27 protein-coding genes are annotated in these 25,802 nt (G+C 70.7%); 16 read left to right on the forward strand and 11 right to left on the reverse strand.

All coding sequences use genetic code 11. The features are described from left to right. Position 1: 1 nt before the first annotated feature. The 3 genes from ACZ68L_RS29725 to amaP are packed head-to-tail and all read left to right on the forward strand — an operon-like array spanning position 2 to position 1,622. Complete coding sequence (locus ACZ68L_RS29725; RefSeq protein ID WP_469582706.1) at positions 2 to 355, forward strand: Asp23/Gls24 family envelope stress response protein; 354 nt, start codon at positions 2 to 4, stop codon at positions 353 to 355. After that, a complete protein-coding gene (locus tag ACZ68L_RS29730; RefSeq protein ID WP_469582709.1) occupies positions 352 to 1,038 on the forward strand; it encodes a DUF6286 domain-containing protein in 687 nt (228 codons plus the stop codon). Before ACZ68L_RS29725 ends, ACZ68L_RS29730 begins: the two co-directional genes overlap by 4 nt. Positions 1,039 to 1,043: 5 nt before the next feature. After that, positions 1,044 to 1,622 carry an alkaline shock response membrane anchor protein AmaP gene (gene amaP, locus ACZ68L_RS29735; protein ID WP_469582712.1) on the forward strand — a complete coding sequence of 193 codons (579 nt, stop codon included), beginning with the start codon at positions 1,044 to 1,046 and terminating at the stop codon, positions 1,620 to 1,622. Between the two features lie 81 nt (positions 1,623 to 1,703). Here amaP and ACZ68L_RS29740 read toward each other — a convergent pair whose 3' ends face one another. The 6 genes from ACZ68L_RS29740 to ACZ68L_RS29765 form a co-directional block, all read right to left on the reverse strand. Then, positions 1,704 to 2,459 carry an SDR family oxidoreductase gene (locus ACZ68L_RS29740; protein WP_469582714.1) on the reverse strand — a complete coding sequence of 252 codons (756 nt, stop codon included), beginning with the start codon at positions 2,457 to 2,459 and terminating at the stop codon, positions 1,704 to 1,706. Positions 2,460 to 2,464: 5 nt separating this feature from the next. After that, positions 2,465 to 4,264, reverse strand: a complete 1,800-nt coding sequence (locus ACZ68L_RS29745; RefSeq protein ID WP_469582717.1) for a glycoside hydrolase family 15 protein — start codon at positions 4,262 to 4,264, stop codon at positions 2,465 to 2,467. A gap of 120 nt (positions 4,265 to 4,384) precedes the next feature. Further along, positions 4,385 to 5,209, reverse strand: coding sequence for an SURF1 family cytochrome oxidase biogenesis protein (locus ACZ68L_RS29750; protein ID WP_469582843.1), 825 nt, complete (start codon positions 5,207 to 5,209; stop codon positions 4,385 to 4,387). Between the two features lie 72 nt (positions 5,210 to 5,281). After that, complete coding sequence (locus tag ACZ68L_RS29755; RefSeq protein ID WP_072482991.1) at positions 5,282 to 5,515, reverse strand: hypothetical protein; 234 nt, start codon at positions 5,513 to 5,515, stop codon at positions 5,282 to 5,284. Positions 5,516 to 5,578: 63 nt separating this feature from the next. Next, complete coding sequence (locus tag ACZ68L_RS29760) at positions 5,579 to 6,577, reverse strand: DEDDh family exonuclease (protein ID WP_469582720.1); 999 nt, start codon at positions 6,575 to 6,577, stop codon at positions 5,579 to 5,581. Positions 6,578 to 6,606: 29 nt separating this feature from the next. Further along, a complete protein-coding gene (locus tag ACZ68L_RS29765; RefSeq protein WP_469582723.1) occupies positions 6,607 to 7,281 on the reverse strand; it encodes a TetR/AcrR family transcriptional regulator in 675 nt (224 codons plus the stop codon). Positions 7,282 to 7,499: 218 nt separating this feature from the next. Here ACZ68L_RS29765 and ACZ68L_RS29770 point away from each other — a divergent pair, with 218 nt between their 5' ends. From ACZ68L_RS29770 to ACZ68L_RS29795, 6 genes are all read left to right on the forward strand, one after another. Continuing rightward, a complete protein-coding gene (locus ACZ68L_RS29770; RefSeq protein WP_469582725.1) occupies positions 7,500 to 8,300 on the forward strand; it encodes an acetoacetate decarboxylase family protein in 801 nt (266 codons plus the stop codon). Further along, complete coding sequence (locus ACZ68L_RS29775) at positions 8,297 to 9,181, forward strand: SDR family NAD(P)-dependent oxidoreductase (RefSeq protein ID WP_469582727.1); 885 nt, start codon at positions 8,297 to 8,299, stop codon at positions 9,179 to 9,181. The genes ACZ68L_RS29770 and ACZ68L_RS29775 overlap by 4 nt, the downstream gene beginning before the upstream one ends. 10 nt (positions 9,182 to 9,191) lie before the next feature. Further along, a complete protein-coding gene (locus ACZ68L_RS29780; protein WP_469582730.1) occupies positions 9,192 to 10,469 on the forward strand; it encodes an amidohydrolase family protein in 1,278 nt (425 codons plus the stop codon). Then, entirely contained in the window at positions 10,469 to 11,704 is a 1,236-nt protein-coding gene (locus ACZ68L_RS29785) for an amidohydrolase family protein (protein ID WP_469582733.1), read from the forward strand. The genes ACZ68L_RS29780 and ACZ68L_RS29785 overlap by 1 nt, the downstream gene beginning before the upstream one ends. 25 nt (positions 11,705 to 11,729) lie before the next feature. Further along, on the forward strand, positions 11,730 to 12,443 hold the full coding sequence (locus tag ACZ68L_RS29790) for a VIT1/CCC1 transporter family protein (RefSeq protein ID WP_469582736.1): 714 nt from the start codon (positions 11,730 to 11,732) through the stop codon (positions 12,441 to 12,443). A 236-nt stretch (positions 12,444 to 12,679) separates the two neighbouring features. Further along, positions 12,680 to 13,585 (forward strand): DUF2199 domain-containing protein, encoded by a 906-nt coding sequence (locus ACZ68L_RS29795; RefSeq protein WP_469582739.1) that lies wholly within the window; start codon positions 12,680 to 12,682, stop codon positions 13,583 to 13,585. Between the two features lie 174 nt (positions 13,586 to 13,759). Here ACZ68L_RS29795 and ACZ68L_RS29800 read toward each other — a convergent pair whose 3' ends face one another. Continuing rightward, the gene (locus ACZ68L_RS29800) at positions 13,760 to 14,344 is read right to left on the reverse strand and encodes a TerD family protein (protein ID WP_469582742.1); all 585 of its coding nucleotides are present in this window, start codon (positions 14,342 to 14,344) and stop codon (positions 13,760 to 13,762) included. A 361-nt stretch (positions 14,345 to 14,705) separates the two neighbouring features. On the opposite strand from ACZ68L_RS29800, the gene ACZ68L_RS29805 reads away from it, so the two are divergent. Genes ACZ68L_RS29805 through ACZ68L_RS29815 form a run of 3 tightly spaced genes read left to right on the forward strand, consistent with a single transcriptional unit; the run spans position 14,706 to position 17,335 of the window. Further along, positions 14,706 to 15,584: a sterol desaturase family protein gene (locus tag ACZ68L_RS29805; protein WP_469582744.1), complete on the forward strand. Its 879-nt coding sequence runs from the start codon at positions 14,706 to 14,708 to the stop codon at positions 15,582 to 15,584. Next, complete coding sequence (locus tag ACZ68L_RS29810) at positions 15,581 to 16,270, forward strand: lysoplasmalogenase (protein ID WP_469582747.1); 690 nt, start codon at positions 15,581 to 15,583, stop codon at positions 16,268 to 16,270. Before ACZ68L_RS29805 ends, ACZ68L_RS29810 begins: the two co-directional genes overlap by 4 nt. Positions 16,271 to 16,291: 21 nt before the next feature. Beyond that, positions 16,292 to 17,335, forward strand: a complete 1,044-nt coding sequence (locus ACZ68L_RS29815) for a zinc-dependent alcohol dehydrogenase family protein (RefSeq protein WP_469582750.1) — start codon at positions 16,292 to 16,294, stop codon at positions 17,333 to 17,335. 188 nt (positions 17,336 to 17,523) lie between these two features. Here the strand turns inward: ACZ68L_RS29815 and ACZ68L_RS29820 are convergent, their stop codons facing one another. Further along, a complete protein-coding gene (locus tag ACZ68L_RS29820) occupies positions 17,524 to 19,059 on the reverse strand; it encodes a S8 family peptidase (RefSeq protein ID WP_469582753.1) in 1,536 nt (511 codons plus the stop codon). A 323-nt stretch (positions 19,060 to 19,382) separates the two neighbouring features. Here ACZ68L_RS29820 and ACZ68L_RS29825 point away from each other — a divergent pair, with 323 nt between their 5' ends. The 3 genes from ACZ68L_RS29825 to moaA all read left to right on the forward strand — a co-directional run bounded on the left by ACZ68L_RS29825 (position 19,383) and on the right by moaA (position 22,621). Beyond that, entirely contained in the window at positions 19,383 to 19,748 is a 366-nt protein-coding gene (locus tag ACZ68L_RS29825; protein WP_469582756.1) for a DUF485 domain-containing protein, read from the forward strand. Continuing rightward, entirely contained in the window at positions 19,745 to 21,385 is a 1,641-nt protein-coding gene (locus ACZ68L_RS29830) for a solute symporter family protein (RefSeq protein WP_469582760.1), read from the forward strand. Before ACZ68L_RS29825 ends, ACZ68L_RS29830 begins: the two co-directional genes overlap by 4 nt. 246 nt (positions 21,386 to 21,631) lie before the next feature. Further along, positions 21,632 to 22,621 carry a GTP 3',8-cyclase MoaA gene (moaA, locus tag ACZ68L_RS29835; RefSeq protein ID WP_469582846.1) on the forward strand — a complete coding sequence of 330 codons (990 nt, stop codon included), beginning with the start codon at positions 21,632 to 21,634 and terminating at the stop codon, positions 22,619 to 22,621. An 80-nt stretch (positions 22,622 to 22,701) separates the two neighbouring features. Here moaA and ACZ68L_RS29840 read toward each other — a convergent pair whose 3' ends face one another. Further along, positions 22,702 to 22,959 (reverse strand): hypothetical protein, encoded by a 258-nt coding sequence (locus ACZ68L_RS29840; RefSeq protein WP_361452713.1) that lies wholly within the window; start codon positions 22,957 to 22,959, stop codon positions 22,702 to 22,704. A gap of 404 nt (positions 22,960 to 23,363) precedes the next feature. Continuing rightward, a complete protein-coding gene (locus tag ACZ68L_RS29845) occupies positions 23,364 to 23,729 on the reverse strand; it encodes a DUF3099 domain-containing protein (RefSeq protein WP_469582761.1) in 366 nt (121 codons plus the stop codon). Positions 23,730 to 23,974: 245 nt separating this feature from the next. Here ACZ68L_RS29845 and ACZ68L_RS29850 point away from each other — a divergent pair, with 245 nt between their 5' ends. Then, the gene (locus ACZ68L_RS29850) at positions 23,975 to 24,250 is read left to right on the forward strand and encodes a GlsB/YeaQ/YmgE family stress response membrane protein (RefSeq protein WP_376275484.1); all 276 of its coding nucleotides are present in this window, start codon (positions 23,975 to 23,977) and stop codon (positions 24,248 to 24,250) included. Between the two features lie 98 nt (positions 24,251 to 24,348). Here ACZ68L_RS29850 and tyrS read toward each other — a convergent pair whose 3' ends face one another. Then, positions 24,349 to 25,614, reverse strand: a complete 1,266-nt coding sequence (gene tyrS / locus ACZ68L_RS29855; RefSeq protein WP_469582764.1) for a tyrosine--tRNA ligase — start codon at positions 25,612 to 25,614, stop codon at positions 24,349 to 24,351. Positions 25,615 to 25,802: the final 188 nt, after the last annotated feature.

Consider the following 25,802-nt stretch of genomic DNA (forward strand, 5'->3'; position numbering starts at 1 on the left):
GTTGTCGGGGGTGAGCGGCCGGGTGGTCGCCGGTGAGCGCGGAGAGACCAGGATCGCCGACCGGGTGGTTGCGAAGATCGCCGCACAGGCGGCGAAGGAGGCGATCGACGAGCCGCCGCAGGAGGGCGCCTCGCCGCGCGCCACGGTCACGGTGCACCGGGACACCGCCCGGGTGCGGGTGAGCCTGGAGCTCGGATACCCCACCGACATCGGCCGCCAGTGCGGCGGGGTGCGTCGGCATGTCGTCGAGCGGGTAAAGGCGTTGGCGGGGATGGAGGTGCCCGAGGTCTCCGTGCAGGTCGAGCGTCTGCATCCGACGGGAGCGAGTATCGCGGCACAGGGGAGGGTCCGATGACCGAGCCCCAGGACCCGGAACACGGCACACGACGGCCACCCACCGCCCGGCCCGTCGAACAGGGGGACATGCTCGAACTCGACCAGTCCGCCTCCTGTGCCGCGTACGACCCGGTGCTCGCCGGGCAGGACGGCGACGGCAGGGCGCGCCGTTTCTGGTCCGCGCGCCGCATCCCCGCGGCGGTCCTCGCCCTGGTGGTCCTCGGCGCCACCGGGCTGCTGCTCTACGACGTGGCGGCGGTACGGGCCGACCGCCCGGCGATGAAGTGGCGCCGCACGCTGGCCGACGAACTCGCCCACCGGCCGCTGGACGACGTCTGGGTGCTGGCCGGCGCGGCGGCCGCCGCGGCGATCGGCCTGTGGCTGCTGGTGCTCGCCGTCACCCCCGGACTCCGCGCCCTGCTGCCGATGCGCCGCGACCGGCCCGGCGTACGGGCCGGACTCGACCGGGCCGCGGCGGCTCTGGCCCTGCGCGACCGGGCCGTCGAGATCTCCGGTGTGCAGTCGGTACGGGTCCGGATGAGCCGGGCCACGGTGGTGGTGCGTGCGGTGTCGCACTTCCGTGAGCTCGACGACGTACGGGCCGATCTGGACACCGTGCTCGCGACCGGCATCAAGGAACTGGGGCTGGCCAGGCCGCCGAGGCTGTCCGTGCATGTCCGCCGTCCCACCGGAAAGGGGTGAGCCCGTTGCTCAGGACCGTCAACCGGGTACTGCTCGGCCTGGCCGGAGTGGTGCTGATCTGCGTCGGCGGCGCGGTGCTCGCCGCCGGGCTCGGTCTCTCCGTGCCGTCCTGGTGGCCCTGGTACGGCAGGAGCGATGTGCTCCTCAGCGCGGCCGACCGGGACCGCTGGCGCGGCGAGGGCTGGTGGTGGCCGGCGGTGATCGCGGCCCTGGCGATCGTGGTCGTCCTCGCCCTGTGGTGGCTGCTGGCCCAGCCGCGCCGAGCCCGCCTCGCCGAGGTGCTGGTGGACAGCGGTGACGGCGAGGGCGCGCTGCTCAGGGGCCGGGCCCTGGAAGGCGTGCTCGCCGACGAGGCGGGAAGCCTGGACGGCGTGGCCCGCGCCCAGGTCGTGCTGACCGGACGGCGCAGTGCGCCGCACGCCAGGATCCGTCTGCTGATGGAGCCGCACGCGGCGCCGGACGAGACGCTCGGCCGCCTCACCGACGAGGCGCTGGCCCATGCACGGGATTCCGCGGGGCTGGCGCAGCTGCCGGCCGAGGTGCGGTTGAGGGCGGTCAAGCACCGTGCGGAAAGGGTGAGTTGACGGGTCTCGCGGTGGCTGTCCACGATGACCGGACGGGGACGAGGAAGGTGCCCCGCCCGGTCATCGGCGCAGCGGTCCGGTTCAGAAGCCGTGCCGGGAGCCGCCGTCGACCGGCAGCATGACGCCCGTCAGATACGACGCCGCGGGCGAGAGCAGGAACGCCGCCGTCCGGCCGAACTCCTCCGGAGTCCCGTAACGCCGCAGCGGGATACGCGCCTCATTGGCCGCACGGGACGCCTCCGCGTCGCCCGAGAGCGCGTCCAGCTCGCGCACCCGGTCCGTGTCGATCCGGGCCGGGAGCACGCCCACCACCCGGATGCCCCGGGGGCCGAGCTCGTCGGCCAGGGACTTGGCGAATCCGGCCAGACCGGGGCGCAGACCGTTGGAGATCGTCAGCCCGCCGATCGGCTCGTGCACGGAGCCGGAGAGCACGAAACCGATGACGCCGCCCTCGCCGAGCGTGGCCGCCGCGGCCCTGGCCAGGCGCACCGCGCCCAGGAACACCGACTCGAAGGCCGACTGCCACTGCTCGTCGGTGTTGTCGGCGACGAAGCCGGGCGCCGGTCCGCCGACGCTGATCAGAATGCCGTCGAGCTGTCCGAAGCGCTCGTGCGCGCCGTCCACCAGGCGCTGCGCGGAGGCGGGGTCGCCATTGTCGGCGGCGACGCCGACGGCGTCCGGTCCCAGCTCGGCGGCGGCCGCCTCGGCGCGCTTCTCGTCCCGACCGGTGATGATCACCCTCGCGCCGTCCTCGGCCAGCGCCCGAGCGGTGGCGTTGCCCAGCCCCCGGGTCGCCCCGGTGATGATGTACACACGGTCCTTCAGTCCCAGATCCATGCGCCCTATCCTGCCGCGTCGGCCTCCAGCGTGTCCTCCCCGCCCAGTGCCATGGCGGTGCCCACCAGCCCGATGTGGCTGAACGCCTGCGGGAAGTTGCCGAGCTGCCGGTGACCCACGGTGTCGTACTCCTCGGCGAGCAGCCCCACATCGTTGCACAGTGCCAGCAGCCGCTCGAAGAGATTCCTGGCCTCCTCGGTGCGCCCGGTCAGATGCAGGGCGTCGGCCAGCCAGAACGAACACGCCAGAAAGGCCCCTTCGCTGCCGGGCAGCCCGTCGATCGAGGAGCCGTCCGTGCTGTAGCGGCGGATCAGGCAGTCGCTGCCCAGCTCCTCCCGGACCGCGTCGACCGTCCCGATCACCCGGGGATCGTCCGGTGGCAGGAAGCCGGTCCGGGGGATCAGCAGCGTCGCGGCGTCCAGATTCCGGGAGCCGTAGGACTGCGTGAAGGTGTTCCGCACCGGGTCGAATCCCTTCTCGCACACCTCCCGGTGCACGGCGTCCCGCATCACCCGCCACCGTTCCGCGTCGCCGGCCAGCGAGGGGTTCTTCTCCAGGGCGCGCACGGCACGGTCGGCGGCGACCCAGGCCATCACCTTGGAGTGCACGAAGTGGCGGCGCTGGCCACGGATCTCCCACAGGCCCTCGTCCGGCTCGCGCCAGGTCGACTCCAGGAAGCCGAGCAGGCTGAGCTGCAGATTCCAGGCGTGCGGTTTGTCGTCCAGACCCGCCTCGCGCGCGAGCCGCAGCGAGTCGATGACCTCGCCGTACACATCCAGCTGGCGCTGGCGGACCGCGGCGTTGCCGATCCGGACCGGGGTGGAGTTCTCGTAACCGCGCAGCCACGGCAGCTCCGACTCGGGCAGTCGGCGCTCGCCCGCCAGGCCGTACATGATCTGCAGATCGGCCGGGTCCCCGGCGACGGCCCGCAGCAGCCAGTCCCGCCAGGCGGCGGCCTCCTCCAGATAGCCCGCCGAGATGAGAGCGCCGAGGGTGAGCGTGGAGTCCCGCAGCCAGCAGAAGCGGTAGTCCCAGTTGCGTACGCCGCCGATCTCCTCGGGCAGCGAGGTGGTGGGAGCCGCCACGATGCCGCCGGTCGGGGCGAAGGTGAGCGCCTTCAGCGTGATCAGCGAGCGGATCACCGCCTCCCGGTACGGGCCCCGGTACTTGCACCGTGCGGACCACTCGGCCCAGTCGGACAGGGTGTTCCCCAGGGCTTCGAACGGGTCGACGAGATCGGGGCGGGGCGAGTGCGAGGGGTGCCAGGTCAGGACGAACGCCACCCGCTCGCCGGTGGAGACGGTGAACGACGAGCAGGTGGAGAACTGCTGGCCCCACGTCTTGACCGGTGGCTCGCTGCGCAGCCAGGCGGAGTCCGGTCCCGCGACCGCCACCCGGTGCCCCTGTGAGCGGCGCACCCACGGCACCACCGTGCCGAAGTCGAAGCGCAGCCGGATCACGGAGGTCATGTCGACGGTGCCGCTGATGCCCTCGATGATCCGCATGACATCGGGTTCCTGGTCGCGCTGCGGCATGAAGTCGATGACCTTGACCGTGCCGGTACGGGTCACCCAGTACGTCTCCAGGACGAGGGAGTCACCCGCATAGCGGCGCCGGGTGCAGGAGTCGGCGCCCTTCGGGGCGATCCGCCAGTGGCCGTTGTCCTCGTCGCCGAGGAGGGCCGCGAAACAGGCGCCCGAATCGAAGCGAGGCAGACAGAGCCAGTCCACAGAACCGTTCCTGCCGACCAGGGCGGCTGTCTGCAGATCGCCGATGAGGGCGTAGTCCTCGATGCGTGGGGTCACGTTCTGGCGTGTTCCCGCACCTGGGCCCCGTTAAGCAGTTCCTGTCCCACGAGAAGCGGGGGTCACGCCGACACAGAGCCCGGACGGCCGGGCTCGGGCCGTCGCGGGTTCCGGCCGGGCTCAGGCCGTCGCGGGTTCCGGCTGCTCCGGCTGCTGCGGGCCGGACGTTTCCCGCTCCCCGGCGGCGGCCTTGGCCGCGGCCTCCATCCGGTCGCGCTTCTCCCTGCGGGCGAGGACCACGAAGCCGACCGGAACACCGGCGGCGAACAGCCACCACTGCACGGCGTACGCCATGTGCGGGCCGATCGAGCTGTCGTCGGGGGAGGCGATCAGTTCCGGGGAGTCACCGGCCGGCTCGGGGGCGGTCTGCTCGATGTACCCGCCGAGCACCGGCCGGGAGAGCCGCTTGGCCTCCTGGGAGCTGTTGATCAGCATCACCTGGCGGTCCGGCAGGTCCGAGATGTCCTTGATGCCGCTGGCGCTCGTCGTCTCGTCGGCCTCGAGCCGTCCGGTGACGGTCACCTCGCCCTTGGGCGCGGCGGGCACGTCGGGGAAGGCGCGCTGACTGTCGGCGGAGGGCACCCAGCCGCGGTTGACCAGGACCGTGCCGCCGCCCTTGAGGTCGAGCGGGATCAGTACGTGGACACCGATCCGGCCGTCGGTGGAGGTCCTGCGGCGTACGACCACCTCGTGCGCGTTGTCGTACGTACCCGTGGCCGTCACCGTGCGCCAGTAGTCGGAGCGCGGGACCGTGTGACCCGGGGAGGTGAGCGAGGCGACCGAAACCGGTTTCGCCTTGAGGTTCCGGGAGATCAGGGCGTTCTGCGCGACCTTGTGCTCATGCCGGTGCAGCTGCCAGAAGCCGAGCTCGACCATCGTGGGAATCAGCACGAGGCAGAGGAGGGCGAGGATCAGCCACTGCCGCGTCAACAGGAAGCGGTACACCCCATGACCGTACAACTGCGTCATGGGGTGCATCGCGCAGGGGTGGGGGAAGGGGGCGCGGCGGCCGGTGAATCAGACTTTGTCGATGATGCCCACCTTCCCCTCGGCGCGGGCGCAGTGACCGCCGCAGAACCAGTGCCCGTCGACCTCGACGCCCTGGCCGATGATCTGGACCCTGCAGTGTTCACAGATGGGCGCCATGCGGTGAATGGCGCAGGAGAAGCAGTCGAAGACGTGCACGGCGCCCTGCGCGTGCACCTCGAAGGACATGCCGTAGTCGTTTCCGCAAACCTCGCAACGTGCCATGCGCCACAGGGTGGGACGCCGGGACTGCGGCGGGCGAGCGGCGGGCGGGCGAGTCGCCCCGGTTCACTCCGATGACGGCGCGGCCGGCTGCGTCCGTGCCGGCGCCACATCACGCAGCAGATGCGTGAAGGCGCTCTCGTCCAGGACCGGGGTGCCGAACGACTTCGCCTTCACCGTTTTCGACGTCGCCGAGTCCGGGTCATTGGTGACGAGCAGACTGGTCAGCCGGGACACGCTGGTCGCCACGTGCAGCCCGGCCTCCACGGCGCGGTCCTCCAACAGCTCGCGGTCGACGGAGGTGTCCCCGGAGAACGCCACCCGCATGCCCTGCATGAGGGGTTTGTCCTTCTCGTACCGTCCGGGGTTCGGATACGGGCACGCCGGACGCTTGCGTGAGGGACGCCAGCTGTTCTGACCGTACGAAGGCTGGTACCCGATCCGGGGCGTGACCGGGGAGTCCGACCACTCGGTCAGCGGCCGGCACTCCAGCAGCGGCAGCCGCACCCCGCCCCGCGCCGCCGCGTGCAGACTCGGCCGGAACGCCTCGGCCAGCACCCTGGCGTCGTCCAGCGCGTGGTGGGCGCGCTGCTGCACGACCCCGAAGTGCGCGGCGAGGGACTCCAGCTTGTGGTTGGGCAGCGGCAGCCGCAGCTCCTTGGAGAGCGCGATGGTGCACAGCCGGTGCTCGACGGGCGCGGTGACCGAGGCCCGTGCGTACTCCCGGGCCAGCATCGACCAGTCGAAGGCCGCGTTGTGCGCGACGAGCACACGGCCCGCGAGGCGTTCGGACAGTTCGGCGGCGACCTCCGGGAAGAGCGGAGCGCCTTCGAGGACATCGCTGGTCAGCCCGTGGATCCAGACAGGACCGGGATCACGCTGGGGGTTGACGAGGGTGTACCAGTGGTCCTCGACATCGCCCTGCGCGTCCAGGCGGTAGACGGCGGCGGACACTATCCGGTCGTCCCGTGCGAGTCCGGTGGTCTCCACGTCGACGACCGCGTACCCCTGCGGGTACGCGGTCGGCCACGGTGCTGCGGTCTGGCGGTCGTCGAGCATGGTCACAGAGAATACGGGCCGCGACTGACAGTCTCCTATTCGGCCGTCTCCCGCTCCGGCGCGGGGGTTCCGGGGCGCGACGCCTGCTGTACGGGGCCGGCCAGCAGTCCCGCCACCAGGGCCCGTACGGAGTCCGCGAACAGCCGGTCCGGATCGGCGGGCCGGGCCAGCGCGCGGGCCAGCGCCGGGTCGTCGTCCGAGGTGGCCACGGTCCACAGATCGCCCTCGCCGGGGGACTGCGCGGGAGAACGCTCGCGGTTGCGTTCGACGAGCAGGAAGCCGACGGTGTGGAACTGCACCGCCCGGACCGCGGCGGCCGCCCGCGCCCCGCGCAGCCCCGCGGCGTGCACCTCGTGGACGAGGGCCTGCTGTGCGGGGAGGAACATCCGCTCGGTGAGGCCGCGTTCATGGACCATCGCGATCAGATGCGGACGGGCCCGCAGTTCACGGCGCAGACCGCGGGCGACGGAGACGATGCGGGACGCCGGGGTCCGGCCGGCCGGGCGGAGGGTGCCCATCTCCCGTACGGTGCGCTCGACCAGGGCGTCCAGCAACGACTCGCGGTTGCCGACGTGCCAGTAGATCGACGTGACCGCCGTGCCGAGTTCGGCGGCGAGTTGGCGCATGGTGAGGGACTGCGAGCCGTGCCGCCTCACCAGGGCGGCGGCCGTTTCCAGGACCTCTTCGCGGGTCAGCGACGATCGCGGCACAGCGCTCCTTGGTTCCCGAACTCCGTTACGTGCATGCCTATTTACCCTTCATCGACGACGGTGTAACTGTGTTACAGAACCGCACGAAGAGCGGGACGCGAGGTCGCGAAGTCGCGAAGTCGCGGAGAGACGGAGACGACACGTCACGGAGACACGGAGACACGAAGAACCGGTTCACGGCCGACCGTTTCAGGGACGGCCGAGAAGGGTGGTACTGCATGGCACGTGTACGGTACGGCGCGCGCACCACGGCCGAGATCGCGACGGCCCGCGCGGCCCGCTCCAAGCTCCCCGACATCTGGTCCACCGGTGTGGTGGCCCTCTGGGAGAGCGACCCCGACGCGGTGGCGGCCGTTCTCCCGCCGCCCCTCGAACCCGCCGGACGCCCGCTGGTCCGGGCCAACATCAGTACGGTCGAACTGCCCGGCTATCCACTCGGTGCGGGATCCGTCTCCGTCGCCGCCGTCCACGACGGGCACGAGGGCTGGTATCCGCTCGTCATGCCGATGACCCACGAACGGGCGCTGATCGGCGGCCGTGAGGTGTTCGGCGAACCGAAGAAGCTCGGCGAGGTGACCGTCGAACGCGACGGTCTCGTCGTCCGCGCCGCGCTCGCCCGGCACGGCATCGCGTTCGTCGAGGTGCGCGGCGCGGTCAGCGGATCGCTCCCGCTGCCGGAACCGACGCCCAAGCTCGACTTCTACTTCAAGTTCCTGCCCGCCGTGGACGGCGAGGGCTTCGACTCCGACCCCGTCCTGGTCCACTGCACCCGCCACGAGAAGGTCCGCAGGCTGGAGAGGATCTCGGGCGATGTGGTGCTGCGCGAGTCGGTGTACGACCCGGTCGCGGACCTCCCCGTACGCCGGCTGGTCGACCTCACCATCGGCGAGAAGACCAGCGACCAGCGGGGCGAAGCCGTGGCGCGGGTGAGCGCCGAGGCGCTGCTGCCGTACATCCACCAGCGTTACGACGACCCGCAGCAGATCCACGACGGCCCGCCGGAAGGGAGCGTCCGATGAGGCTGGAGGAGGGGCAGGTCGCCGTCGTCACCGGTGCGGCGAGCGGCGTCGGCCTCGCGCTGGCGCGCAGGTTCGCGGCCGAGGGACTGAAGGTCGTCCTCGCCGATGTGGAGGAGGGCGCGCTGGACCGGGCGGCGGGCGAACTGCGCCGGGACGGCGCGCGGGTGCTGGCCCGGGTCGTCGACGTCGGCGAGCGGGAGTCCGTACAGGCCCTGGCCGAAGCCGCGTACGACACCTTCGGCGCGGTGCACGTGCTGTGCAACAACGCCGGTGTCGGCTCCGGGGCCGAGGGCCGGATGTGGGAGCACGAGCCGAACGACTGGAAGTGGGCCTTCGCCGTCAACGTGTGGGGTGTCTTCCACGGCATCCAGGCGTTCGTGCCCCGCATGATCGCGGACGGCGGCCCGGGACATGTCGTCAACACCTCCTCCGGCGACGGCGGGATCGCCCCGCTGCCGACCGCCTCCGTGTACGCGGTCACCAAGTCCGCCGTCGTCACGATGACCGAGTCGCTGTATGCGCATCTGAAGGCGGAGGGGGCGCCGGTCGGCGCCTCGGTGCTCTTCCCTGGCCCGCACATGCTCCGCACCGGGCTGTGGGAGTCGCACCGCAACCGGCCCGAGCGGTACGCCAAGGAGCGCCCGCGCAGGACCCCGTACCGCAGCCTCGACCAGTGGGAGTCCGCCATGAGGGCGGCGGGCCACGAGGTGGAGTTCACCCCGGTCGAGGACGTCGCGCAGACCGTCCTGGACGGGATACGCGCCGACCGCTTCTGGATGCTCCCGGAGAGCGAGCACAGCGACCGGCAGATCCGCGCCAGGTCGCAGTCGATGCTCGACCGGGCCGACCCGTCGTACCTGGAGAGTTTCATACTCGACTGAGGAGCGAGCGATGACCGACGACCCGTACCTGATCATCTCCTCCGACTGCCATGCCGGACTCCCCACCGAGGAGTACCGGCCCTATCTCGACCCCCGTTTCCACCGGGAGTTCGACGACTTCCTCGCCGGCCGCGACCGCCGCCGCGAGGAGATGACCCGCCTCGGAGTGCGCAACGAGGCCTTCGCCGACAAGTGGTTCCATGACAACGCGGAAGGCCTGAAGGGCGGTTGGGACGCCGCTCGACGGCTGAAGGAACTGGACGGCGACGGGGTGGCGGCCGAGGTCGTCTTCCCGGACGCGGACGCCGTCGACAGCCGGACCGCCGCCCCGTTCGGCGTCGGCCTCGGGCTCTCCGGCGACCAGGACCCGGAGTTGGGCATGGCGGGCGCGCAGGCCCACAACCGCTGGTTGGCCGACTTCGTCTCGCAGAACCCCGAACGCCACTGCGGGGTCGCCCTGTTGCCCGTCACCGGCGAGGTCGACCGGGTCGTCGCGGAGATCCACCGGGCGAAGGAGTCCGGGCTCGGCGCGCTCATGATCCCCTCCATGTGGGTGGACAAGGCCCCTTACCACGACCGCCGTTACGACCCCGTGTGGGCGGCCGCCGCCGAGACGGCCATGCCGGTCGTCACGCACTCCGGCGCGGCCCCGCGCCACGAGTACGGAGACCACCTCGGCATCTACGTCTCCGAGGTCACCTGGTGGCCGTCCCGCCCGCTCTGGTTCCTGCTCTGGTCGGGAGCCTTCGAACGCCACCCCGGGCTGCGGTTCGGCGTCGCCGAGTCCGGCTGCTGGTGGCTGCCGAATCTCCTCTGGTTCATGGACCGGCTCTATCTCGGTGCCCACGGCGGAAAGAAGCTCTCGCCGTTCGCCGAACTGAAGCGGCCCCCGCACGAGTACCTCGACCGCCAGGTCTTCGTCTGCGCCACCAACACCAAACGCCGCGAACTCGCCCAGCGGTACGAGATCGGTGTCGACAACATCCTGTGGGGCAGCGACTTCCCCCACCCGGAAGGCACCTGGCCGAACACCGCCCAGTGGCTGCGCGACACCTTCCACGACATCCCCGTCGCCGAGACCCGCCGTATGCTGGGCCTCGCCGCCGCGGACGTCTTCGGCTTCGACACGGCGAAGCTCGCCCCGATCGCCGAGCGCATCGGCCCCACCCCCGGGGACCTGGGCCAGAGCCCCGACCAGACGGCGGTCGAGGCGTCCTGGGCCAGGTCGCGCGAAGTGGGCCGGCACTGGCTGACCGACCACGACTTCCCGGTCCTGGGGGCCGACTGATGGACCGTCAGGTGGATCGCTACACCGTCATCTCCGCCGACTGCCACGCCGGAGCCGACCTCCTCGACTACCGGCCGTACCTGGAGACGAAGCACCACGACGACTTCGACGCGTGGGCGGCGGCCTACGTCAACCCGTACGAGGACCTCCTCGCCGACACCGCCGACCGCAACTGGAACTCCGCACGCCGCCTCGCGGAGCTGGAGGCGGACGGCATCGTCGCGGAGGTCGTCTTCCCCAACACCATCCCGCCCTTCTTCCCTTCCGCCGCCCTGATGGCGCCCGCGCCCTCCCGGGCCGAGTACGAGCGGCGCTGGGCGGGCCTGCGCGCCCACAACCGCTGGCTCGCCGACTTCTGCGCGCAGGCACCGGGCCGGCGCGCGGGTGTCGCGCAGATCCTCCTCAACGATCCCGAGGAGGCCGTCCGGGAGGTCCGCCGCGCCAAGGAGGCGGGCCTGACCGGCGGCATCCTGCTGCCCGGCGCCCCGCCAGGCTCCGGCATCCCGGAGCTGTACTCCCAGGTGTACGACCCGCTGTGGGCGGTCTGCGAGGAACTGGACGTACCGGTGAACCACCACGGCGGCTCGGCCTCCCCGCCGCTCGGCGACGAACCGGCGGCCCGCGCCGTCTTCATGGTGGAGACCACCTGGTTCTCGCACCGGGCGCTGTGGCACCTGGTCTTCGGCGGGGCGTTCCGCCGCCATCCCGGACTGAAACTCGTCCTCACCGAACAGGGCTCCGGCTGGATCCCGGGTGTCGTGGAGATGCTGGACTACTACCACGGCCGGCTGGTGGCGGCGGCCGGACGGACCTCCACCGCCGAGTCCAAGTTCGGTGCGGGGCTTGCCGCTTCCATGGGCGCGAGCCCGAGCGAGGTGTGGCGCGACAACTGCTACGTCGGCGCCAGCTTCATGCGACCGCACGAGGTGCCGCTGCGCGAGCGCATCGGTCTCGACAAGATCATGTGGGGCAGCGACTACCCGCACGACGAGGGCACCCATCCGTACTCCCGGGAGGGCCTGCGGATCGCGTACGCGGGCCTGCCGCCCGCGGAGATCGCGGCGATGACCGGCGGCAACGCCGCCCGCGTCTACGGCTTCGACCTGGCCGCCCTCGACCGCATCGCCGCCGTCGTCGGCCCGACGGTGGACGAGATGGCCGAACCCCTGAAGGACGCCCCGCCCGACGCGACCAGCCCCGCCTTCGCGCCCGGCGGGTCGGTACGCGTCTGGTGACAGGGCGGGGTGAGAGCATCCCCGGGTGACGGGTAACCAGACGCATGACGAAGCACACACCAACGGGCTCGGCGCGCGGCTGAACTGGCTGCGCGCCGCGGTCCTCGGCGCGAACGACGGTGTGGTCTCCACCGCGGGCCTGGTCGTCGGTGTGGCCGGCGCGACCGGCGACCGCAGCACCCTGCTCACGGCGGGCCTGGCCGGACTGCTGGCCGGCTCCATGTCGATGGCGGCGGGCGAGTACGTCTCGGTGTCCACCCAGCGCGATTCGGAGCAGGCCGCGCTGGCGATGGAGAAGCGGGAGCTGGCCGACGCCCCGGAGGCCGAACTCATCGAACTCACCGGCCTGTTGGAGGGCAAGGGGCTGAGCCGGGAGGTCGCCCGCGAGGCCGCGCTCCAGCTGACCGAACGCGACGCGCTCCGCGCCCACGCGGAGGTGGAGCTGGGTATCGACCCGGACGAGCTGACGAACCCGTGGCACGCGGCGGGCGCGAGCTTCCTGGCCTTCACGGTGGGTGCGTTGCTGCCGCTGCTGGCGATCGTGCTGCCCCCGGCGTCATTGCGGCTGATCGTGACCGTGCTGTCGGTACTGGCGGCGCTGGCACTGACGGGCTGGTGGAGCGCCCGCCTGGGCGAGGCGGCGGCAGGGCCGGCGGTGCTGCGGAACATGAGCGGGGGAGCGTTGGCGATGGCGGTCACGTACGCGGCGGGGGAGTTGTTGGGGGCGGTGGGGGTCTGACGGTCCTTCGTCCGGATCAGGCCGGATCGGCGAGCGGGGCCCGGTGCCGCGGACACGATCTGAGGGCTGTCCCGTGATCCCTCGTGGATCGGCGCGCGGCGTCGGATGCGGTGCATCGCAAGGCGAAGGTACGTCCGCATACTGGATCTATGCGGACGTTCCGACAACGCGGCGAGGTGCCGTAGTTGTCGTCACGCGCCCGCCAGGGGTTATGGGACAGCCCTTAGGCTGGCGGCGTGACCAGCCATCTGCCCTCCTGTTCCTGCTGCGGCGACTCCCTCACGGACGAACGGCGCATCGACGTCGGATTCAATCTGCCCGACGCCGCCCTCGCCGCACCCGAAGAGGCCCGGCACCGGCTCGGCCCCTCCGCGCTGCTCCGGGTGGACGGCGTCGGCTCCTTCATCCGCTGTCTGCTGCCTGTCCGGCTGACGCACGAGACCGAGCTGGTCCTGGGCACATGGCTGGAGGTCGACGAGGCCACTCTCCGGAAGGCCCACGACCTGTGGGAGGACCACGGTTACGTGGATCTCGCCTTCGGCGGGAGGCTCGCCAACAGGATCCGCCCTTGGGGCGACGAGCTGCTGGGCGCCCCGTTCACCGCCCAGGTCGCCGACCCCGAGGAGCTGCCCCACCTCGTCACCGGCCACGACCCGGCAGCCGCCCGGGTCCTGGCGGACACCTGGGACCGGGACCATGTCCTCAGCCGCTTCCCGCACCAACTCCCCGTCGACGTCCGTACCGACCTCGGCGACCGCTGGTCCGTCGTCCGCACCGCGGGCCTCACCGCCCGGTTCACCGACGGAACGGACCAGTTCACCGGGCCGGACCGCAGCGCCGCCGTGACCGTGTTCACGGACGCCGACCCGGAACGTTCCCCCGAGGACTTCCTCTCCGCACTGCTCGCCGGCTCCCCCGACACGCTTCCCGCGCAGCGGCTCACCGAGCCCCTGCCCGGCGGCCTCCGCCACGCCTTCTGGCTGACGCCGGACGACCACGGCCGGGAGCGGCACGAGTTCTACGGCTTCGCGGTACCGGCCTCCGGCACCGCCGCAGGGGTGTTCTGCACCCACGAGGACCCCGTCGGCCTCGCCTGGGCCCAGCAGGTCTGGCGGTCCTTGGACTGGGCCGGCCCTTCCTGATCCGAACGAGAGGCCCTGGCCCGAAGGCAACGGCGAGGACATGCGCCATGACGGCATCCAGCGGGTCGGGGCTCTCGTCCCGCACGGGGGCCGGCGGCGGCAGTACCGTGCCCCGGCGGCGCGGGCCGGGTCCCGGGGCCGGGCGCCACTCGGACGCCCGGCCCCGGGGACGTACTACTTGCTGACGGCGAAGCGCATCAGGGCATGTTCGTCGCCCTGCTTGATCTTCCCCGTCACATTGATCACTTCGAGTTTCCACGTGTCGCCGACCCGTACGGCCTTGGCCACCGCGCAGCCGTTGTCCTGGGTGAGCATGCTGGGCCATATGTCGGCGACCTGCTGCGAGCTCCCCCCGGTCGCGTCATAGACCTTGAAACTGATGTTGCGGGCCTTCTGGAAGGAGCTGCCCTTCTTGAAGGCGGCGGCGACGAACACGATCGACGTGATGTTGCGCGGGATGCGCGCGAACTCGACCGTGACGGTCTCGTCGTCGCCGTCCCCGCGCCCGGTCTGGTTGTCGCCGCTGTGCACCAGGGAGCCGTTTCCCATGGGGTCCAGCGAGTCGAGGCCGGCCAGGCGCACCGGGTCCCCGTCCTGCGTGGCGATGGCGATCAGGTCGAGGTCCGTTCCGGCCTTGCGGCGGAGCAGGCCCATGACACCGCCGCTGGTGCCGGCCGTGGGGTCCCAGGACGCGCCGATGGACAGATGGGTCACTCCGTCCAGGTCTGCGGGGCCGTCTTCCTTGGTGAGTGTGATCATGTATGAGCCATCCTTCTGTCACGGGGACTACAACACGCAGAGTGTGCCTGGCGCCTCGGCGGTTCCCGGCGACGGGTCCCCATGGGCGCGCACGGGGGCGCCGCACGCTCCGGGAGGTCCGCGCCGGGCTTCGGCGCCACCACCAGTGCCCGGGTGACCGTCGCGTTCGCCGTCGTGACCGAGCGAATCCTCGCAACTGCCGGGCCCCGCACGGCGGTTCTTCACCTGCGGAAGCTCCGGTACAGGGGTCGTCCGGCGTCCGCATTGGCAGAAGTCACCAAAGACTGCTGACAGCGCGTCTCGCATACTTGTTGGTAACAACGTCTAGTCCGCAGCCGACCTGCGGCTCTACGGTGCTCGCATGCCGCCGAACCTGCCCGATGTCGTGCTCTGGTCCATACCGGCCTTCGTGCTGCTCACCGTCCTCGAAATGGCACTCCATCATTTCCGTCCCGATGAGGAAGCCGCCGGATACGAGGCGAAGGACGCCGTCACCAGCATCACCATGGGGCTCGGCAGCCTGGTCTTCGACCTGCTGTGGAAAGTGCCCATCGTCGCCCTCTACACCGCGGTCTACGAGCTGACCCCGCTCCGCGTCCCCGTGCTGTGGTGGACCGTCCTGCTGATGCTGCTCGCGCAGGACTTCTTCTACTACTGGTCCCACCGGGGCCACCACGTCATCCGGATCCTCTGGGCCTGCCACGTGGTCCACCACTCCAGCCGGAAGTTCAACCTCTCCACCGCGCTGCGCCAGCCCTGGACGTCGCTGACCGTCTGGCCGTTCTACGTGCCGCTGATCGCCTGCGGGGTCCACCCGGCCGCGCTGGCGTTCTGCTCGTCGGCGAACCTCGTCTACCAGTTCTGGGTGCACACGGAGCGCGTCGACAAGCTCCCCCGGCCCCTCGAATTCGTACTGAACACGCCGTCCCACCACCGCGTGCACCACGCGTCGCAGGGCGGCTACCTGGACCGGAACTTCGGCGGCATCCTGATCGTGTGGGACCGGCTCTTCGGGTCCTTCATCGCCGAGACGGAGCGGCCCGTGTACGGGCTCACCAAGAACATCGACACGTTCAACCCGCTCCGCGTCGCCACCCACGAGTACGCCGCCATCGCCCGCGACGTGCGCGCGGCGGGCAGTTGGGGCGAGCGCGCCGGGCGGATCTTCCGCGGTCCCGGCTGGCAGCCGTCCAGAACGGTCGCACCCACGCCCCTCCCCGTCCAGGAGCGCACCGGATGAGCGCCGACGCCGTACCGGACCGGCGGGAACGTCTCGTACGACCGCTGCTCCTCGCCTTCCTGCTGGCCACCGCCGTCGACCTGTTCGGCGTGCTCGCCGACGTCCCGGTCGCCCACCTCGTCGCGAAGCCCCTGCTGATGCCGCTGCTGGCCGGGTACGCCGCAGCCCGGCGCGGCCCCCGGCTGCTGATCGCGGCACTCCTGTTCGGCTGGGGCGGCGACACGCTCCTGCTGCCCGACGCCGACGTCACCTTCCTCATCGGGATGGGTTCCTTCGCCGCAGGGCACGTCTGCTACCTGCTGCTCTTCGGACGTGCCAGGAGCTCCCCGACCGTCGGGGTGGTGTACGCGGCCGTCCTGGTCACCGTCGTCGCGCTGCTCTGGAGCGGATTGCCGGCGGACATGCGGATTCCGATGACCGGCTACAGCCTGCTGCTCACGGCCATGGCCTACCGGGCCGGCACCCGCGGCCGGTACGCGGCCGTCGGCGGGGCGCTCTTCCTGCTCTCCGACACGCTCATCGCCACCGGCGTCGCCGACTGGCCGCAGCTGCCCGCCCCCGACTTCTGGATCATGCTCACCTACATCGCCGCGCAGTTCCTGCTGACCGCCGGAGCGCTGGCACCCGGTGCGAAATGGGCCGGTGTCACTCCCGGGGCGTACCGTGAACGGAGTATCAGCATCTGAGATCAGCGAGGACCCCCACCCATGCGCGCCACCGTCATCCACGCCCCCCACGACATACGGGTGCAAGAAGTGCCGGACCCGTCGATCCAGCAGCCCACCGATGTGGTCCTGCGGGTCCTGCGGGCCTGTATCTGCGGCAGCGACCTGTGGGCCTACCGCGGCGAGGCCGCCCGGCAGCCCGGCCAGCGGATCGGGCACGAGTTCCTCGGGATCGTCGAGGAGGCGGGCTCCGAGGTGGCCGGCTTCGCCGTCGGTGACCTCGTCGTCGCGCCCTTCGTCTGGTCCGACGGCACCTGCGCGTACTGCGCGGAGGGCCTGACCACCTCCTGCCCGCAGGGCGGCTTCTGGGGCTCCGTCGGCTCCGACGGCGGGCAGGGCGAGGCCGTCCGCGTCCCGTTCGCCGACGGCACGCTGGTCAAGCTCCCCGCGGCCGCGGCCTCCGACGACCGTCTGCTCACCGCGCTGCTGGCCCTGTCCGACGTGCTGGGCACCGGACACCACGCCGCCGTCGGCGCGGGCGTGAAGACCGGCAGCACGGTCGCGGTCGTCGGTGACGGGGCGGTCGGCCTGTGCGGCGTCCTGGCCGCCAAGCGGCTCGGCGCCGAGCGGATCATCGCGCTCGGCCGCCACCAGGTGCGTACGGACATCGCCCGCACCTTCGGCGCCACGGACGTCGTCGCCGAGCGCGGCGAGGCGGCCGTCGAAGCCGTACGGGAACTGCTCGGCGGCGAGGGTGCCCACGCCGTGATCGAGGCCGTCGGCACCGAGCAGTCGATGCGCACCGCCGTCGGGATCACCCGCGACGGCGGTGCCATCGGCTACGTCGGCGTACCGCACGGCAGCGGCACCGGCCTGGACCTCGGCGTCATGTTCGACCGGAACATCTCCCTGCGCGGCGGCGTCGCCCCTGTGCGCACGTACATTCCGGAGCTGCTTCCCGACGTGCTGTCCGGCACGGTCGACCCCTCGCCCGTCTTCGACCTGACCATAGGTCTCGACGACGTTCCCGTCGGCTACAAGGCGATGGACGAGCGCACGGCGCTGAAGGTGCTCATCAAGCCGTGAGCCAGGCGGCCGCGACCAGTCGCGCCTGCGTCATGCCCGCACTATGGCACTGAGTGCCAGCATCGGAAAGGGGCGCCGGGAGAGCCCGTTACGGCGCTGTGAAAGGACGGCGGGCGGGGCCGGTACGGCGCTGCGAAAGGACGGCGGGCGGGGCCGGTGACTCCGGCCCCGCCCACTGCGTCGCGTTCCTACCAGCTGACCGCGTTCAGCGCGTTCACCACACCGGCCCCGTAGAAGCCGTTGTGGTTCTTGCTGCCCTCGCAGACGGCGTCGATCTTGCCGTCGCCGTTGATGTCGTACGGAGCGCCGCACGCGGTGGCGTCGGACTCGGCCGCCAGAAGCGCCTTCACCACGGCCGCCGAGGCGTGCGGGTGCGTCGACTTGATCAGGGCCGCGACTCCCGCGACGTGCGGGGAGGCCATCGACGTACCGGCCTTGTAGCCGTACTTGCCGCCCGGCAGCGTGGACAGGATCAGACCGCTCGTGGCGGGCGGTGCGGGCGTCTGGTAGACCGTCGAGTCACCGCCCGGGGCGGCCACGTCGATGACGCCGTTCCCGTAGTTCGAGTACGAGGACTTCAGCCCCTTGGCACCGGTCGCGGAGACGGTCACGACGCCCGGCAGCATCGCCGGGATGTCGAGGCACTCGCGCGGGTTGATCGTCCGCTTCACGGCAGTGGTGTCGTTCGGGCTGGTCGTGTCGTCGATCGCGCCGGAGGCCAGGTCGAAGTTGCTGTTGCCGGCCGAGGCGATGTTCACCGTGCCCTCGTGCTCCGCGTACCGGGTGGCGCGGGCGACGGCCTCGACCAGGGCGCCCTGGTCGGGGTCGTTCTTGCAGTTGAACATCCACGGGTCGGTGTAATAGCTGTTGTTGGTGACGTCGACGCCGTGCTCGCCGGCCCAGACGAAGGCGCAGACGATCGACTCGGTGTAGAAGAAGCCGTCCGGGTTCGCCACCTTGATCCCGGCGACCTTCACGCCCGGCGCGACCCCCGTGACCCCGATGCCGTTCTTCGCGGCGGCGATGGTGCCCGCGACATGCGTGCCGTGGTCGCTCTCACCGGTCTTCGGACGCCAGGAACCGTCCGTGGTGTCCGGCGCCCCGGACACGCAGTTCGCCGAGGCCGAGCGGGAGAAGTTCGGTGCGAGGTCCGGGTGGGTGTCGTCGACGCCCGTGTCGATGACACCGACCGTGACCTTGCTGCTGCCCAGCGTCTTCTGGTGCGCCTGGTCCGCCTTGATGGCGGGCAGATCCCACTGCAGGGGCTCCATCGGGTCCTGGCCCGCAGTCGCCTCCGCCGCCGCGCTCCGCGCCTGCTCGGCGGTGAGCGGCTGCTCGACCCCGATGTCCGTGGTGGCCTGCGGGACGATCGGATTGGTGCGGGTGGCCCCCGCCGAATCGACGCCCTTGACCCGGCGGATCGACTTCGCGAAGTCCGGGTTCTGGGAGTGGACGACGATGACGCCGATCTGTTCGTAGGCGACCACGACCGTGCCACCGGCCTCGGCGATCGCCTTCTTCACCTGCTTGACGGTCCCGTGGTTGCTCCGCGTGTTGACCACGTACGAGAGCTTCGGGCCGTCCGCCGAAACCGCCGCTGTGGGTTGCGCGTCCACCGGTGCGGCAGAGGCGGCCCCGGTCGGCAGGAAGCCGAGCGAGGCCGTGAGTGCCAATCCGACAGGCAGCGTCAGCGCGCGCGTCCGTCTGGATCCCAGATGAGCCATGGGGTCTCCACATCATCCGTGCCGGGCGACCGGACACGGGGTGTGTCCAGTCGCGTACATGACGAGTGAAGCTATCGCTGATCATCCTTGCTGATCAATGAGTTCTCGGCAATGAATTCGAAGGATCCGTTCGAAGAGGTGCGGGGACGGGTTGGGCCGGATGGCCGCGAAGAGGCAGTCGGAGAAGTCCGGTTGTGCGGTGAACCGCTTCGCCGTGCCGTCCGTGCCGTTGTCAGGGGAAGCGCACCATCGTCCCCGGCCATCGAGGTTCCCCAGTGAAATCCACCGTCCCCACCACCGCACCCGCGTCGCGAGGAGATTCCGTGACTACCGATGCACCGCCGCCCGAGGTCAGTACGGACATCCGCACTGCCCAGCCCACGACCGAGGCGTTCATCGCGACGCAGGAGAGCGCGGAGTTCGGCGAACTGCGCCACGCGCACCGCTCGTTCGCCTTCCCGCTGACCATCGCCTTCGTCCTCTGGTACCTGCTGTACGTGCTGCTGTCCAACTACGCGGGCGGCTTCATGGGCGCCAAGGTCTACGCCAACATCAACGTGGCCTTCGTCTTCGGCCTCGCCCAGTTCGTCACCACGTTCCTCATCGCCTGGCTCTACTCGCGCCATGCGGCCGCGAAGCTCGACCCGAGGGCCGAGGCCATCAAGTCCCGTATGGAGGCCGACGCATGAGCGCCGTGTACCACTCGCACTCCGCCCTCCAGCTGGCCGCCTCCTCGACCACCGAGCACCGGCCGCTGATCATCACGCTCTTCGCCGTGTTCGTCGCCGCGACGCTGGGCATCACCGTCTGGGCCGGCCGGCAGACCAAGAGCGCCTCCGACTTCTACGCCGGCGGCCGGCAGTTCACCGCCTTCCAGAACGGACTCGCGGTCTCCGGCGACTACATGTCGGCGGCCTCGTTCCTCGGGATCGCCGGGGCCATCGCCCTCTTCGGCTACGACGGCTTCCTGTACTCCATCGGCTTCCTCGTCGCCTGGCTGGTGGCCCTGCTGCTGGTCGCCGAGCCACTGCGCAACTCGGGCCGCTACACGATGGGTGACGTCCTCGCCTACCGGATGCGGCAGCGCCCGGTCCGTACCGCCTCCGGCGTCTCCACCATCGTCGTCTCGATCTTCTATCTGCTGGCGCAGATGGCGGGCGCGGGCGTCCTGGTCTCCCTGCTCCTCGGCATCACCAGCGACGCGGGCAAGATCCTCATCGTCGCGCTGGTCGGCGTGCTGATGATCGTGTACGTCACCATCGGCGGCATGAAGGGCACCACCTGGGTCCAGATGGTCAAGGCCGTGCTGCTCATCGCGGGCGCGCTCCTGATGACCTTCCTGGTGCTGCTGAAGTTCGACTTCAACATCTCCGACCTGCTGGGCACGGCCGCCACGAAGAGCGGCCACGGAGCGGCGTTCCTGGAGCCCGGACTCAAGTACGGCGCCACCGGCACCTCGAAGCTGGACTTCCTCTCCCTCGGCATCGCCCTGGTCCTGGGCACCGCCGGGCTGCCGCACATCCTGATCCGCTTCTACACGGTGCCGACCGCCAAGGCCGCCCGTAAGTCGGTCAACTGGGCCATCGGCATCATCGGCGCCTTCTACCTGATGACGATCGCGCTGGGCTTCGGCGCCGCGGCTCTGATCGGCCCGGACGAGATCAAGGCGAAGAACCCGGCCGGGAACGCGGCCGCCCCGCAGCTCGCCGAGTATCTCGGCGGGGTCGGCTCCACGGGCGGCGCCGTGCTGCTGGCCGTGATCTCGGCCGTCGCCTTCGCCACCATCCTCGCCGTCGTCGCGGGCCTCACCCTCGCCTCCTCGTCCTCCTTCGCGCACGACATCTACGCCAACGTCATCCGCAAGGGCAAGGCCACCGAGAGGGAGGAGATGCGGGCCGCCCGCTGGGCCACCGTCCTCATCGGCGCGGTCGCCATCGTCCTCGGTGCCTTCGCGCGCGACATGAACGTCGCCGGACTGGTGGCACTCGCCTTCGCCGTCGCCGCCTCCGCCAACCTGCCGACGATCCTCTACAGCCTCTTCTGGAAGCGCTTCACGACCCAGGGCGCGCTGTGGTCGATCTACGGCGGCCTGGCCTGCTCCGTGATCCTGGTGCTGTTCTCGCCCGTCGTCTCCGGAAACCCGAAGACCTCGATGTTCAAGGGCGTCGACTTCGCCTGGTTCCCGCTGGAGAACCCGGGGCTGATCTCCATCCCGCTGGGCTTCCTGCTCGGCTGGATCGGCTCCCTCCTCTCGAAGGAGGAACCGGACAAGGGCAAGTACGCCGAACTGGAGGTCAAGTCCCTCACCGGAGTCGGAGCGCACTGACCGGGGAAGAACCCGGCGAGAGGTCCGCGCCGGGCCTCACCCCCTTCCACGGCCGTGTCGTAGAGTCCTACGACACGGCCGTGCCGCTCCTCGTGTCATACGAGCCCCGTCCGATGTCACAGGTCTCGCGTAGTCTCGAAAGAGTCAGCCGAAAGCGCCGACCGGGACATCCGACCGGACGGGCGAGCGGGAACGCCGGACGTGCCGGACACGGCGGCCGGACAGCAACTGGGGGAGGGGACCCACATGCTCATCGACACCTACGATCGGGTCGCCACCGACCTGCGCGTGTCGCTGACCGACCGGTGCAATCTGCGGTGCACGTACTGCATGCCGGAGGAAGGCCTGCAGTGGCTGGCCAAGCCCGACCTGCTGAGCGACGACGAGATCGTCCGGCTGGTCGGCATCGCCGTCACCCGGCTCGGCATCACCGAAGTCCGCTTCACCGGCGGTGAGCCGCTGCTGCGCCCCGGCCTGGTCTCCATCGTCGAGCGGTGCGCGGCCCTGAGCCCACGCCCCAGGATGTCGCTCACCACCAACGGCATCGGACTGAAGCGCACGGCGGCGGCGCTCAAGGCCGTCGGCCTGGACCGGGTCAACGTCTCGCTGGACACCCTGCGCCCCGATGTCTTCAAGACACTCACCCGCCGCGACCGCCACCACGACGTGCTGGCCGGCCTCGAAGCCGCCCGCGAGGCCGGACTCACCCCGGTCAAGGTCAACACCGTCCTGATGCCGGGACTCAACGACGACGAGGCGCCCGACCTGCTGGCCTGGGCCGTCGAGCACGGCTACGAGCTCCGCTTCATCGAGCAGATGCCGCTCGACGCACAACACGGCTGGAAGCGCGACGGCATGATCACGGCAGGCGACATACTCCGGTCGCTGCGCACCCGCTTCACCCTCACCGAGGAGGGTGACGACCGGCGCGGCTCCGCCCCCGCCGAGCGCTGGCTCGTCGACAACGGACCCCATCGCGTCGGTGTCATCGCCTCCGTCACCCGTCCCTTCTGCCGGGCCTGCGACCGCACCAGGCTCACCGCCGACGGCCAGGTGCGCACCTGCCTGTTCGCCCGCGAGGAGACCGATCTGCGTGGCGCCCTGCGCTCCGACGCGCCGGATGAGGAGATCGCCCGGATCTGGACGGAGGCGATGTGGGGGAAGAAGGCCGGATCCGGTCTGGACGACCCGTCCTTCCTGCAGCCGGACCGGCCGATGTCGGCGATCGGAGGCTGAGGCTGAGGCGATCGAGGACCGAGGGGCAGGCGGCCCCGGCGAGGCCGAGGGGGGCCGGGCCCGGCCCGCGACCTTCCCTCCTACGGCCTGCCCGATCCTGGCCCGTCGGACTCCCATTCCGCCAGCTTCACCACATCCTTGAGGAAGCCCCGGACATCCAGGAACGAGGACAGATGCTCCCGGTGCTCCTCGCAGGCCAGCCAGGTCTTCCGACGCTCAGGGGTGTGCAGCTTCGGGTTGTTCCAGGCCAGCACCCACACGGCGTCGGTCCGGCAGCCCTTGGCGGAACAGATGGGGGCGGCGGCAGCGCTCTCGGCCGCGGATTCAGGGGAGTTCACGGCTCAATCGTAGGGTCTTTCGTTCGGACCGGTTCGGCATGGTCCAAACAAGAGGCCCTGGGCCGGAGCCGGTTCCGGTCTCCCGGCCGACCTGCGCGGCGGGCGGCCCGAACGCATCCTCGACCGGAGAAAAAGCGACGCCGAGCAGCCACGGGGGGAGCTGCCCGGCGTCGGTCCGTCGCTCCGACGGGGGATGCGGAGCGCGTACGAAGTATGTCACGCAGACGGGGGTGCGGTGCACCGTAACTTCACGATTGATCTGAGGTTTTCACGAGCCTCGGGTGCGGTGCGGCCTCAGCTGTGCTTATACCGAATCCTCACGCCCGCAGCCGACTCCCCATGGCTCATGCCGAGGGCCCGTGGCTCACGAGGATCGCCTTCGGCTCATGCCGAGGGCCCGTGGCTCACGACGCTTCCCCGCCATGACGGCCCCCGTCGGCCTCCGGACCGGATTCGGTGGCACCGGACACGGGCGCGGCATCAAGCACCGGCCGCGTCGGCGCCGGGACGAAGGTCGAAGGAAGCGAAGGGGTGTTCTCCCGGCCCGCGTTGGCGATGACCACCGCCACGTACGGGAGCAGAACCCCGAGTGCCAGTGCCACGATCGCGACGTACCGCTCCACGTTCCAGAGCACGGCGGCCAGGACCACCGAAACCGTCCGCACCGACATCGAGATCACATAGCGCCGCTGCCTGCCGCGCACATCGTCCGCGAGCCCCTGCCGGGCCCCCGTGATCCGGAAGACCTCGGCATCGCCCTGCTTCCGCATCACGTCTCCACCACCCTTCCCTCAGCACCGAGTGGACCGGGGGACCTCGTTCCCGCGCCGGACACTCCCCGGACCGGACCGTATCCACGGTACGCCCGGCGTCCGACGGCTTCGAGACCGGGGCGCGCCACTTTCGCGCAATCGGCGGCCATGCGGCACATACGGACGTGCCCGGCATGCGGCGTACGGCCCACCGGCAGAGACTGGGCCCACATGCGCGACATCGCGTCGCACGAGGAGGCGACATGGGCTGGTTGTGGGCAATCATCGTGGGCCTGGTGCTCGGTGTGATCGCGAGGGCGATCCTGCCCGGCAAACAGAACATCCCACTCTGGTTGACGACGGTCTTCGGCATCCTGGGCAGTGTCCTCGGCAATGCCGTCGCCACCTGGATCGGCGTCAACGACACCAAGGGCATCGACTGGACGCGTCATCTGTTCCAGCTGATCGGCGCGGTGGTCATCGTCGGTGTCGGCGACATGCTGTGGACGTCGTTCCGCGGCACCAAACAGAGAGCCTGAGCCGAGCGGGAGGCCTGGGGCACCGGGCCGCGACCCACCGCTGAACGCACTGCGGCCGGACACGCGTCACGCGTGCCCGGCCGCAGTGCGTTCAGGGATCAGCCGGTGACCTCGACGGCGGCGAGGTTCTTCTTGCCCCGGCGCAGCACCAGCCAGCGCCCGTGCAGCAGTTCCTCGCGGGCCGGCGCGCTCTCGCCGTCCGTGACCTTGACGTTGTTCACGTACGCGCCGCCCTCCTTCACCGTGCGGCGGGCGCCCGACTTGCTCGGCGCCAGGCCGACCTCCACGAGGAGGTCCACCAGTGGGCCCAGCTCGGTGACCTGCGCGTGCGGCACCTCGGACAGCGCGGCGCTCAGCGTCGCCTCGTCCAGCTCGCCCAGCTCGCCCTGGCCGAAGAGTGCCTTCGACGCCGCGATGACCGCGGCGCACTGATCGGCGCCGTGCACCAGCGTCGTCAACTCCTCGGCCAGCGCGCGCTGCGCCGTCCGGGCCTGCGGACGCTCCTGTGTGACCTTCTCCAGCTCCTCCAGCTCCGCGGGGCTGAGGAAACTGAGGATGCGCATGTACCGGGAGATGTCCCGGTCGTCGACGTTCAGCCAGAACTGGTAGAACGCGTACGGCGTCGTCATCGACGGGTCGAGCCAGACGGCACCGCTCTCGGACTTGCCGAACTTGGTCCCGTCCGCCTTCGTCATCAGCGGCGTCGCCAGTGCGTGCACCTCGGCGCCCGGCTCCAGGCGGTGGATCAGGTCGAGGCCCGCGGTGAGGTTGCCCCACTGGTCGCTGCCGCCCTGCTGGAGGGTGCAGCCGTAGCGCCGGTACAGCTCCAGGTAGTCCATGCTCTGGAGCAACTGGTAGCTGAACTCGGTGTAGCTGATGCCCTCGTCGGACTCCAGCCGACGGGCGATGGAGTCCTTGGTCAGCATCTTGTTGACGCGGAAGTGCTTGCCGATGTCCCGGAGGAACTCGATCGCGGACATGCCCGCGGTCCAGTCCAGGTTGTTCACCATGACCGCCGCGTTCTCGCCCTCGAAGGACAGGAACGGCTCGATCTGGGAGCGCAGCCGCGACACCCAGTTGGCCACCGTCTCCGGGTCGTTCAGCGTGCGCTCGGCGGTCGGCCTCGGGTCACCGATCTGGCCGGTGGCGCCACCCACCAGAGCGAGCGGCCGCAGACCGGCCCGCTGGAGCCGGCGCATGGTGAGCACCTGCACCAGATGGCCGACGTGCAGACTCGCCGCGGTGGGGTCGTAGCCGCAATAGAACGTGACGGGACCGTCCGCGAGAGCCTTGCGCAGTGCGTCCTCGTCAGTGGACTGGGCGAACAGCCCACGCCACTTCAGCTCGTCGACGATGTCCGTCACGGTTCCGTGTCTCCTCAGCTACGTGTGTCGAAAGGCAACAGCCAGTCTAAGGGCTGTCCCGTAACCCCTGGCGGGCGCACGACGACAGCTAGGGCACCTCGCCGTGTTGCCGGAACGTCCGCATACGTCCAGTATGCGAAGGTCCCTTCGTCTTGCGATGCACGGGCATCTGACGCCGCGCGCTCATC

The sequence above is a fragment of the Streptomyces sp. NPDC104309 genome (genome assembly GCF_055584025.1).